This is a genomic window from Paenibacillus sp. FSL R5-0701, assembly GCF_037973995.1.
Lineage (GTDB): Bacteria > Bacillota > Bacilli > Paenibacillales > Paenibacillaceae > Paenibacillus.
Window position 1 is genome coordinate 6,942,642 of sequence record NZ_CP150230.1, and the last position, 12,028, is coordinate 6,954,669.

The following is a 12,028-nucleotide window of genomic DNA, read 5'->3' on the forward strand; positions in this document are numbered from 1 at the left end:
TGTTTAACATGTGGAACAGGCGCTATATGGTGTTATATAGTCAACCGATTTACATGGAAGCTCAGACTTGTCAAAACGCAAGCTTAAGGATTGTTCGCCAGGTAATTTCTCAGCCATTGCATAGCCGGACGTTCTGTACCGTTGCTATTGACCAAGTGGGAACCAGCCTGCCAGGTTTGATTTTGGTTGTAACCCCACAGCGTCACACCTTTAACAGCAGAGTGTTTCCACAGCACAGGGAATTTTTGCTGATAACGCTGCAATTGTGTATTATCGTCACCTGTCATATCCAGCTCGGATACATAGATTGGCAACCCTGTCGCTGCAAGCTTGTTCAATACTGTGTTCATCGTGCTCACAGAAACGTTGTCCATATTGAAGTAATGCGCCTGGATTCCAATACCATCAACTAGACCTCTGTTTTTCAAAAGGTTGATAATCTGGATATATTGGTCCGCTTTAGCGGGATCACCGATAATACCATACTCATTAATTAACAATTTGGAGTTAGGGAAGGCTTGTCTCGCCTGTTGAAATGACCAGATAACCCAGTCCCAACCCGTTGCCCCATCTCCACCAATGGCATTGCGATAGGATGGTTTCGCATGCAGAGGTTCATTCACCACATCAACGAAGGCAGACTTCGAATACCGCTGTCCTGCGGCTTTAATCCATTGTGTCACTTCAGCCTTCTGATCTGCGGCTGAGAGACTGTTAATCCAATTTGGCTGTTGATTTCCCCATACGAGCGTATGGAATTTGAACGGAAATCCGTTATTGTTAGCATAGTTGTAGGCCATGTCCGCCTGGCCCCAATTCATTACGTTGCGTGTGCCTTCAATAGCATCCCACTTGGTAGAGTTCTCCGGAGTTACCTGATTCCAATATGGGTTAAAATTCGAAGGAACCTGGTTGGCAATAATATTGCCCAGAAATTTGCTACCTTTCGCCAAACCAGCACTCACACTGCCAACCGCAACAGAAGCAGCGAGAATCCCTACCAATGCCAATGAGCCGACTGTTTTGAACCACTTAGACTTAATCAATGATTTTCCTCCTTAGTATTCATTTTTTGTTAAGCGCTTACAAACATCATTTTACTGGATAATTTTGGTTTTTAACACCTGTCAAATTATAGTATTTTATTGTAAAGAAAATAGAATTAAGTGCTTTTTTTGAAGCTATTTATAGATTCACTCTCATAAATCCAACATAACCTCTTACATTGGAGTTTACATTCACCGCATGTTTATCTAGTATGAAATGATACATATCTTTACACACACTAGATAACAAGGGAGATTACAACATGAGCAAAATTTCAACGAAACGTTTCGCCGGATGGCCTTTATCTTTCCTCTTATGTGCCTCCATTTTGTTCGCCCCTTTTGCTTCCACTCCGGTTCAGGCTACTGAGGCAGACAAGGAGACCAAGATTACGTTGCTGGGTACATCGGATATACATGGTCGATTCATGCCGTGGGACTATGCTCTGGACGGTCCAAACCCAACCGGTAGCATGACACAGCTCTACACCATTGTGAAAAAAGTCCGTGCGGAGAATCCCAATACGATCCTGCTGGATGCAGGAGACATGATTCAGGATAACTCGGCTGAGTTGTTTAATGATCAACCTCAATCTCCCATGATGGTTGCAATGAACGAAATGAAATATGACGCATGGGTTATGGGTAACCATGAGTTTAACTTTGGACTGGACGTACTGGAGAAAATCTCTTCCCAATTCAATGGACAGCCTCTCGTGGGTAATATTTTCAAAGAAAACGGCGACCGCTACATGCCTGCCTATACGATTATCGAGAAAGACGGAATCAAAGTGGGTGTTATCGGAATGAACACACCTATGACTACCGAATTTGAAAAAGGTACGGATCACCTGGACGGCATCATCGTCAAAGATCCTGTGGAAGAGACCAAAAAGGCCATTGCTGAGCTGAAAGGCAAAGTCGATGTCATGGTTGGACTCATGCATATGGGATTGGACAACGAGAACGGTAATCCGGGAACCGGAGTGACGGATATCGCCAATGCCAACCCGGAGCTGGCTGCCATTTTTGCCGGACACATGCATACTTTGATTGAATCCCAAACGGTTAACGGCGTATTGATCTCCGAACCGAATAAATATGGCTCACATATTTCACGAATCGATCTGACATTTGAAAAAGACGGCGACAAAGTTGTGCTGAAAAGCAAAGAAGCTCAAGCACTCGCTGTAAAAGCAGCAGACGGAACGTATGAAGTCTCCGATCCTGCGCTGGAAGAGACTTTGCACCCATTCCACGAGTTCGCTCGTGCCGATGCCAACATTGAAGTGGCTGAACTCAAAGGAACGAACCTGGTCCCTTCTGATGAGATTAAGGGTATCCCTGCGGTGCAGATCCAGGAAACACCTTTGTCTGATTTTTTCACCGAAGTGATGTTGCATTACAGTGATGCCGATGTGGTCGCGCATCAGATTGATAACGACAAAGCCAAGCTGGATGTAGGCCCGATTAAGAAAAAGGATATTGCATTCAACTACCAATACACCTTTGGTGAAGTGACCGTATATGAAGTAACCGGACGCGATCTAATGGATTATATGGAGTGGTCTGCGGGGTACTTCAACTCCACACGCCCGGGTGATGTGACCGTCAGCTTTGATCCGAAACGACGTGCTTCCAAATACAGCACCGATGATTTCTTCGGCGGCGTAACATATGAGATTGACCTGACCAAACCATACGGTAGTCGGATTACAAATCTCAAGTACAGCAATGGATCCGTTGTCAAAGAAGACGATACGCTGAAGCTCGGTATGAATGCCTACCGGATGGAAGCCCTGATTGCCAAAGGCGGCGCCATGGAAGGTCGCAAGTTCAAGCAGCTCTGGTCCTCCAAGGATGCCTCGGCATTTGGTGAGATTCAAGGCACGATTCGCAACCTGTCCATCGCCTATCTGAAAGATGTCATGAAAGGTGTCTACGAACCGAAGATTCAACGCAACTGGAAAATCACCGGCGTAGACCTGACTGCACCGGAGCGTGCAGATGTGGTGGAGTTAGTTAACAATGGCATCATGTCTGTGCCAACAACGGAAGATGGCAAGTACACCAACATTGCCTCCATTAACATTTTGGATGCGGTGACTCAAGAAGAGATTGATACACTATCTGCCAAAGCAGGTGTGAGTGCAGCACAATTCGCAGGCGTGAAAAACAAGGGAGCATTCTATCAGCAGCTGAACAAGGCTCGCAAAGCAGTAGGTAGTGGTGAGGGAGCAACTACTCCTACACCTGAGAAGCCGACAACGCCAACAGTACCAAAACCAACACCAACTCCAGGCACGTCGAAACCTGGTAAACCATCCACACCAAGCACTGATAAACCGGGAACTGTCATCAAAGGCAAACAAGCCAAGGTTACTGCGGCTTACCTGAACGTACGCGCTGGCGCTTCATCCAAAGCGAAGGTCGTTGCTGCGGTACCAAAGGGCACCCTGCTTGAGGTGATCAGTACAGACAAGTATGGCTGGGTAAAAGTGAAGCTGGATGGACGTGTAGCATTTGTATATGGGAAATATGTAAGTATTTTGAAATAGATACAATCGTGACGCACCACGCTTAACGAAAAAGAAAAAGGGCGATTCTCCCATGAATATCATGGTCGGGATCGCCCTTTGTTATGTTAAACGAATGGTTAGGATTATGGCCCTTCCTCTACTGCTCTAGGGGAATGAAGTCATTTAGCCTTGTGGTTGGTTCTTGATTTTATCCATAAAAGCGTCCAGCTGGATGCCATTCGTTTGTTCCATAAAATCACGCAATTCCTCCGATTCCCCCTCGTAGGCGGCAAGTACGTAGTCATCATCGACAATATAGTACGTGCCGTAGCGAGTGAATGAATATCCTCCCTGCTGTTCTCCGGTCGTCCCCTTTTTGACTACAGCGATAATCTTCATACCTGGTTTAAGTTCAGGCTCCACACCTGCGAAGTCAGCGTTGTAAAATAAAAAAGTATCCTTTCCTACATCCTCACCTGTTACAACCTTATCCACCTTCACCTTGTAAGTAATGAATTCAGGCTTGTAGGGTACAAGACCAGCAGCCCGATCCTTTTCTGCAAAATCACCCTCAGGCGTGCCCGGTTCGGCAGGCAAATCCACGCTAAAATTCGGAAGGCTACTCTCAACCTCTGCTACAATAACGGAGTCCGCAAAATCCATGATCTCTCTGAAACTTACTTCTCTGATATTGATCATCACCGGGGTGTCAGTAGATAGCGGGTATTCCTTCCTCAATTCTTCCATCCGCTCTGGCGACAGCCTGTTTCCTGCGCCTTCATGTGAGTTGGTAAAAGGGGCCGAGCAACCGGCTAAACTAACCGTCAGTACAATGTTTATTAACCATCGCGTCTTACCCTCTCGTGCCACATATCCACCTCCCCTCATCCGACATACTTAGATTTACACCTTCACTGGAGCACCTAATCCCGCCTCACATCCCAGTTTGCCAGCATGCCTCTCGCCATTTCCATCGTCGACTCTTCCCCTGTGGTTAGAGCAAACTTAGCAACAATTGCAGGATAGGCTGCCCACTGCTCCCGAATATGCTCCAGCATCTGGGGCCATGTTCTTCCCCCTGCCTTCTCATAACGACTCAAAAGCTCACGCAGCCCTTCCTCCTGAAAGAGTGCGTAGTAGATGACAAAGTCCTTACCCGGATCTGCAATCTCCGCTTCCGTCCAATCAATAAGTCCATTTACTCGCTGGGCACCATCGACAATAATATGCGGCGGATGCAGATCACCATGGATGAACGCCGAGTGCTGCGGCCAATAGCTATTCATAGAAAGCCATACCGTCCAGCGTTCAACCAACTTGGTTGGTACCGTAAAGTTCTGCTTAACCTCCTCTATATTGGCTGCAAATTCTTTGCGAGCTTCCATAGGTGTCTTGATCCGCACTCCACCTTTCTTCGCCTTGTCGGGATCGATGTTATGCAGCATGGCGAGAGTCGTAGCCAGTGAATCCAGGAATGTATCCGATAAGCTCTCCTGAGGGAATCGCCATACATACCCTCCCCCTGCGGGGTCCACAACTGCGATCGGATCACCATCAAGTAAAGGATAAGCTATCAACTCTGGCGTGAAGATCCTCCAATCCGGTACTTGTGCGGGTATATTTCCTCGGACCACATCCAGCACCTTGCGCTCATTCTCGGCTCGCTCCCACACGTCTTCGCGTCGCGGCTGGCGCAGAACCCATCTGCGGCCTTCTTCATCCGTGGCAAATGCTACTCGAAAATCCATACCCGACTCGTTGATCTCCAAGGATTTCTCAACAATAAGTAGTCCGTTCTGTTTTGCTAAAGTTAATAGTTCCTTATGAATTGCCAAATTTTCATTTAAGTTCGGTTTTGTCATATCAGGTACTCCCCTTTTCCTGGATAAAATAAAAAACACAGACATGTTCGCCTGTGCAGTTCATTTCGGAAGTTGGCATACCTGGATGCTCACAAAAAAATAGTAGTACATCAAAGAACCACTTCAAAAAGTGATCCTTTCATGACGACTAGCGGCATACGTGTAAACAGGCAAACTTCTCCCGATGATCTGCACACAGGCAGTGAAACAGCAAGCGCAAGCAAACGTTCCGCTACTATCTCAATCGAAAAAAATTTACCACACGTATCCCTCCGTTCAGTAAGTTAACTATATGCTAACATATTCCAATTTTCAGTACCAGACTGAATCGAATGATTTTGGTTCTTTTTTATTGATATACAGGAACTTCGTCACCTCAGGTAACGTCCATAGTTATAGATGCATTAAAAAGGATGAGAGGTGAGTAACCCGATGTCCATTGTACGAAGATTATTCGTATTCCCGTTTATCTTGCTTCTGCTAACGCTCGGATGCGCAGATAAATCCGAGGAACAAGGGAAAGAGAAGCCACATGTGCGAGGAATTATTACGGATTTTGAGGAAGAAAGAGGTCAGGTACTCATCGAGAATAAAGAAGATGGCGGTGTTGATTCTGGACCGATTTGGGTCTCGCTCAGCAAGGACGCCGAACTCATCATCGAAGAAGAGATTGTCACCGTCTCTTTGGATGAGACACTCGTTGGTCGAAGTGCAGAAGTATGGATCAATGGAGTTATTGATCAATCTTACCCTCCCCAAACCAAAGCTGTAAAAATGGTCATTCATTAACACCAAGCAAAATACGCCGATACATTTCGTTTCACGTGGAACGTTATGATACACATACGAACAGCAACGGGTGGTTGCTACTAAAATCGGAAATGATGAAAACAATTTACACACTTGAAGCATTTACTCCGTTAGCCTGCCTGCATATAGAGTATAATGAAGAGGTATACGATAAATGTACGGTGCAATGCTTGTATGTAGAGTATTCAAAACTAACGCAAAAGAGGTAAACGATGAGCGAGCAACAATTTAAAGATTATGGACTTGGTGAAGAGATCGTAAAAGCACTGGACAGTCTGGGCTATGAGACACCAACCGAGGTTCAAACCAAAGTTATTCCGGTAGCACTAGAGAATCAGGATCTTGTGGTCAAATCACAGACAGGCAGTGGTAAAACAGCCGCCTACGGCATTCCGCTCTGCGAGCTGGTGGATTGGAATGAGAATAAGCCACAGGCTTTGATTCTTACACCAACCCGGGAACTGGCTTTGCAGGTTAACGAAGATATTACGAATATCGGCCGCTTTAAGCGTATTAAAGCAACCGCACTATACGGACAGTCCCCTTTTCATATCCAAAAAGCAGAGTTAAAACAAAGAACCCACGTGGCTGTTGGTACACCAGGTCGGGTACTGGATCATATCGAACGCGGCACGCTGCCACTCGAACGGATCGCCTATCTCGTTATTGACGAAGCGGATGAGATGTTGAATATGGGCTTTATTGAGACAGTACAGTCCATCATTCAGAAACTGCCGCAGGAGCGAGTAACGATGTTGTTCTCCGCTACGTTCCCTGAAGATGTAGCCAAGCTGTCACGCAAATACATGAACAAACCGGTGGAGATCGAAATCAAGGCAAGTGGACTGACAACAGCCACGATTGAACATGCTGTGATTAACGTACCCGAGGTGAACAAAACCGCACTGCTTCAAGACTTGTTCATTGTGGAAAATCCGGATAGCTGCATCGTGTTCTGCCGTACGCAGGAGAATGTGGATAAACTGTTCCGGGTTATGGCTGATCTTGACTACCCAGCAGATCGTATCCATGGTGGTATGGAGCAGGATGAGCGGATCGAAGTGATGAACGCATTCAGACGGGGACAATTCCGTTATCTGATCGCAACGGATGTAGCCGCACGTGGTATTGATATCACAAATATTACCCATGTCATCAACTACGATATTCCTTTGGAAAAAGAGGGATATGTTCACCGTACAGGCCGTACGGGTCGCGCAGGCAAAACAGGTAAAGCCATTACGTTGATCACACCGAAAGATGGCAGACGTCTGGCTGAGATTGAATCCTATATTGGATTCGAAATCCCTGTCGTGAAAGCACCTTCTGAAGAAGCTGTGGATCGCCGCAGAGAAGATTTTGAGAAACGATTGAAGATCGTTCCTGAACGTAAAAAGGACAAGCGTGAACAGCTTAACCAACAGATCATGAAGCTGAACTTCAACGGAGGCAAGAAGAAGAAACTTCGCGCCGTAGACTTTGTAGGTACCATAGCCAAGCTCGAAGGGGTAACCGCAGACGACATCGGGATCATTACGATTCTGGATAATGTGACGGATGTAGAGATTCTGAATGGCAAAGGCCCCCTCGTACTGGAGCTCATGCAAAACACAACGATCAAAAAGATGCAGCTCAAGGTTCGCAAAGGTCATAAATAGTTTGGTAAATACGGTCAAATAAATAGAAATTCAAACAGGGATAGTGGACTCTTTTCTAAGTCTGCTATCCCTGTTTTCATTACCTCTTCTTTTTCCGCACTGTACCGCCTTCCACCGTATACCGAAAGAGCGCATCTTCGGCGCCCCCGATATCATCCGTAACCTGAAACGTTGCTACATCTCCCGACTTATAAACCCCACCCGTCACAAAACTGAACACCACACGCTCATCTTTACCCCAATATTGATTCAGCATGACAAATGTACTACCGCTCACACCCTTTACCGTGCGGTTGCCATTGGCATTATATAGACCATTCTGATCCATTGCCCAACTCTGGGGATCAGCATCGAATAGATGTGTAAAGCTGGCTCGATCGATATGTTTATTTGGTTTACCCCATAGATACACACGATTGGCATCCACCGCCCAACTGCCGGAAGGTGTTATTAACTCAAACGTTGCAGCATCAGCTCCCTTGATGATCTGAAGCACATCGTCTGGATGACCGAAAGGCTGACTTGTCCGAACAACCTCGGCACGATACACATGTTGCTGATCCATGGAAAGTCCAAGATGCTCCGTCCCGGCAAACGCTACAAATTGCCGAGCATCTGCCTCGTCGACACGGTAACCGTTGTAATACACGTGTTTGCCATCACGTCCAAAAGGTCCACCTAGTGACTGGAACGTATCCGGGTCTGCTCCTTGTACAGTACGCCACTGAAAATAAACACGTTTTCGGTCCCGTGCAAACTGCTCATCCAGCGGTTCACAGGTAGACCTGTCTGCTCCACGAACAAGGTTGAATACCTCTTTTGCTTCTCGATGAGCCGTACCGCCCCATTCGGTTTTATAAAAAATAGACGACTCTGTCTCATACCAATTCCCTGTGATCTGCGTAGCGCCCTCTGCACTGTGGGCATAATGCGCATGCCACCAGCCATGTACGTCGGGATGATGTTCTTGCAACCATGCCCTCACCTCATCCTTTTCCCCATTCGCGTAACGAAGAGAGCTGGACAGATGGAACAGATGGTCCTGGTCGGTGCAATAGTCGTGATGAGCAATCACAGAGTTCGTATCGATATCCTCAAATAGATGAAAATGCGTGCTGCTCTTTACATATAAATAACGTTGGTCCTGAGCAAAGTAGGGCGTATCCGGCAATAGCCGAAAGTTGCTCGGATCAGAGTCAGGCATGGCCCGATCTTCCAGATAGACGTACTGAGAGTCGCAGCAGTAATCTTCATCGATCACACGAAAAGCTTCCGTATCCCAACTGAACAAACTCGCCTTGTTCTTACGGGCATTGAACCACCATATTCCCTGACGATCACGTAGATAGGCGAAGGTCAACCATCCCTTTTGATAAGTAGAGATGACTTCAAAATCCTGAGTAGTAATGCCTCCCTTAATCGGAGTGCTCGTTCTATCCTCGTCATTATGCAATATCACCTGAAGGTCTTCATCTACAATAAACTTGTTCATGACGGTTCACCCTCCAACCATGATGTGAATTCAGTCTAGCTTTATTTTAACGTGTGTACCTGATCCTCTCTACATCATCGTACTTGATATTTAGGAACATTTCCTCCGCTCTCACCGCTCAGCCACGATGAAATGAAGGTTTGTTCAGCAATGGATGGATTGTTCACTTGAAAAAGAGTCTGACCCAACTACAATATAAATGAAAGCGCTACATTTAATCTGATATCTTTCGGGAGGTGTATGTAATGGGTAACAGGAAAGCCGTCTGGTTTCTGGTCTTTGCACTCACGTTCACCCTGTTTGGACTTCATCCTGAACGGACAAGCGCAGCAAGTGTCACAATAACCAACGGTACCGATTGGCTCGATACCGCAGGCAACCCCATCCATGCGAATAGTGGCAACATTCTGCAGGTAGGCTCGACGTATTATCTGTACGGTGAACATGCGGTGGGCGGCAGGTTTGACAGCGTGAACGTCTACACCTCCACTGATCTGAAGAACTGGACTTTCAGCAATGCCATCCTGACGAAAGATTCCGCAACCGAGCTGGCCTCCAGTAAGATCGAACGCCCCAAAGTCATCTATAACGCCTCCACCAATCAGTATGTGCTCTGGGCACACTATGAGAACGGTACAGACTACAACCTCGGGCGTGTAGCGGTCGCAACAAGCAATACCCCGAATGGCAAATTCACCTATGAGGGCAGCTTCCGCCCGCTGAATTATGAATCCCGTGACATGACCGTCTTTGTTGATACAGATGGCACAGGTTATCTGGTTACTGCTTCCCGCAAAAATGGCGGTGCCAATGATACGATGGCTATTTTTAAAATGAATGCAAGTTACACCGGAATACAGTCCTTCGAGGGCTGGCTGTTCGAGAACGCCTACCGTGAAGCACCTGCTGTTGTGAAAAAAGGAAACCGTTACTACCTCTTCACCTCTCAAGCCGCTGGCTGGTATCCGAATCAGGGCGCTTATGCTACAGCAACTTCCATGACGGGTCCATGGGCTGCGCTTACGCCATATGGCAATCCATCTGCCTTCGGTTCGCAGATTCACGATATTGCCACGATTACAGGCAGCAACACCACATCCTTCATCTACATGGCGGATCGCTGGAATCCGATGAACCTCGGAGAGCACAAACATATCTGGCTGCCACTAACCTTGAATGATTCGAACGGAACCGCATCACTGGAGTGGTATACAACGTGGAATATCGACGCAGTAACGGGTGCGGTAACACCGCCTGCTCTCGTCAATCATGCACAAGGCAAAACAGCTACCGCCAGCTCCACAGCCTCCGGCTCGTCTGCATCCAACGTCAATGATGGCAACTACCAGACTTCATGGGTGGCTTCCTCCAATAGCTGGCCTGCCTGGTGGCAGGTGGACTTCGGCGCACCGAAGACGATCAACGAGATCGACACGTCCTGGTTTATGTATAAAGGTTCCGAAGGATACTACAAATACAAAATTGAAATTAGCAACGATGGTGTCAATTACTCCACCTTGGATCGCACCAACAATCTGACCTATGGCTTTACAACAGATGCTGTGCATTTCACAGCCCGTTATGTACGGATTAATATGGTGAACGCGGTCTTGTGGAATAATCCGGGTAACTGGTACACCCCAACCCTGCACGAGGTCAAAATGTTGGGTCCTGCAACACCGGAAGCCACAGGTTACAGTCGGTTCAGTTCACACAACATTCCGGATCGATACATCCGTCATGCCAATTACACTGCTCGCGTGGATGCCAACGTCTCCCCTGTTCTGGATTCCCAGTTCCGCGTCGTACCGGGTCTTGCCAGCTCCACGGGAATTTCACTGGAGTCCATCAACTTCCCGGGTTACTTTTTGAAGCGCAACACCAGCAATAAAATTGTACTTGAAGCTTATGCCGACACCTCCGCCTATAAGGGAGATGCTACGTTCCTAAGCAGTCCAGGTTGGGCTGACAGCACCAAAGTATCCCTTCAATCGTATAGTCAGCCTGGACATTACATCCGGCATTATGATTACGTATTACAACTCGATGCCATCAATGCATCCAGCAGTTCAACGGTGAAGAGTGACGCCACGTTTGGGCGAACCAATTTCTAAACAAATGAATTACAGATGAGGATTTAGCCACCTACATCTACAATTTAAATTTCAGAGAAAGGCCGCTTTTTCAGGAGTCACAACTGAAGAAGCGGTTCTTTCTGCTGCACTATTTTAGATATAGATTACGTAACCCTATCTCAGACTGAAAATATAGATTTAATTAGCGCGTAATCGCCAGCCAGCTCTCCATGGATATTTTATAACGACCGGCATATGCCTCTGCATTCACCCGTATATGCTCTACTTTTCCAAGAACCAGATGATCGCTGCATCGACTCCACCAACGAAGCCGGAACCATATTGATGACAAATTCCCCCGTCTCTCGAATATTGAGGAGCGTGTCCTTCAAGATACCTTGGATGGAACATAATAAGCGTCAAAAGTTTGGTTCGAACCGCAGACTTGCCAGCTTGCACATTTCAGTTACATTGTGCTTTCCGACGCTTTTCCCTCGCCTTGCTAACGCAAAAAAAAGAGCCTGCTCCCTTCGGAAGTAGACTCTTCTTATACTTTTTGATTAACA

At 46.8% G+C, this 12,028-nt stretch carries 9 protein-coding genes; 4 read left to right on the plus strand and 5 right to left on the minus strand.

Features of this window, described 5'->3' with window-relative positions; translation table 11 throughout:
* Nucleotides 1-83: 83 nt before the first annotated feature.
* Nucleotides 84-1,046 carry an endo-1,4-beta-xylanase gene (locus MKZ13_RS30520; protein WP_221820079.1) on the minus strand — a complete coding sequence of 321 codons (963 nt, stop codon included), beginning with the start codon at nucleotides 1,044-1,046 and terminating at the stop codon, nucleotides 84-86.
* A gap of 263 nt (nucleotides 1,047-1,309) precedes the next feature.
* Here MKZ13_RS30520 and MKZ13_RS30525 point away from each other — a divergent pair, with 263 nt between their 5' ends.
* A complete protein-coding gene (locus MKZ13_RS30525; protein ID WP_339180672.1) occupies nucleotides 1,310-3,604 on the plus strand; it encodes a 5'-nucleotidase C-terminal domain-containing protein in 2,295 nt (764 codons plus the stop codon).
* A gap of 144 nt (nucleotides 3,605-3,748) precedes the next feature.
* Here MKZ13_RS30525 and MKZ13_RS30530 read toward each other — a convergent pair whose 3' ends face one another.
* Both MKZ13_RS30530 and MKZ13_RS30535 read right to left on the minus strand, forming a co-directional pair.
* The gene (locus MKZ13_RS30530; RefSeq protein ID WP_339180673.1) at nucleotides 3,749-4,435 is read right to left on the minus strand and encodes a hypothetical protein; all 687 of its coding nucleotides are present in this window, start codon (nucleotides 4,433-4,435) and stop codon (nucleotides 3,749-3,751) included.
* Nucleotides 4,436-4,488: 53 nt separating this feature from the next.
* Nucleotides 4,489-5,427 carry a macrolide 2'-phosphotransferase gene (locus MKZ13_RS30535; protein ID WP_339180674.1) on the minus strand — a complete coding sequence of 313 codons (939 nt, stop codon included), beginning with the start codon at nucleotides 5,425-5,427 and terminating at the stop codon, nucleotides 4,489-4,491.
* Between the two features lie 432 nt (nucleotides 5,428-5,859).
* Between MKZ13_RS30535 and MKZ13_RS30540 the strand changes: the two genes are divergently transcribed.
* Complete coding sequence (locus MKZ13_RS30540; RefSeq protein WP_221820087.1) at nucleotides 5,860-6,216, plus strand: YobA family protein; 357 nt, start codon at nucleotides 5,860-5,862, stop codon at nucleotides 6,214-6,216.
* Nucleotides 6,217-6,449: 233 nt separating this feature from the next.
* Nucleotides 6,450-7,895: a DEAD/DEAH box helicase gene (locus MKZ13_RS30545; protein WP_076320241.1), complete on the plus strand. Its 1,446-nt coding sequence runs from the start codon at nucleotides 6,450-6,452 to the stop codon at nucleotides 7,893-7,895.
* Nucleotides 7,896-7,974: 79 nt separating this feature from the next.
* Here MKZ13_RS30545 and MKZ13_RS30550 read toward each other — a convergent pair whose 3' ends face one another.
* Nucleotides 7,975-9,387 (minus strand): DKNYY domain-containing protein, encoded by a 1,413-nt coding sequence (locus MKZ13_RS30550; protein WP_221820089.1) that lies wholly within the window; start codon nucleotides 9,385-9,387, stop codon nucleotides 7,975-7,977.
* 245 nt (nucleotides 9,388-9,632) lie between these two features.
* Between MKZ13_RS30550 and MKZ13_RS30555 the strand changes: the two genes are divergently transcribed.
* On the plus strand, nucleotides 9,633-11,501 hold the full coding sequence (locus MKZ13_RS30555) for an AbfB domain-containing protein (RefSeq protein ID WP_221820090.1): 1,869 nt from the start codon (nucleotides 9,633-9,635) through the stop codon (nucleotides 11,499-11,501).
* A 163-nt stretch (nucleotides 11,502-11,664) separates the two neighbouring features.
* Here MKZ13_RS30555 and MKZ13_RS30560 read toward each other — a convergent pair whose 3' ends face one another.
* On the minus strand, nucleotides 11,665-11,814 hold the full coding sequence (locus tag MKZ13_RS30560; RefSeq protein ID WP_221820092.1) for a hypothetical protein: 150 nt from the start codon (nucleotides 11,812-11,814) through the stop codon (nucleotides 11,665-11,667).
* Between the last annotated feature and the right edge of the window lie 214 nt (nucleotides 11,815-12,028).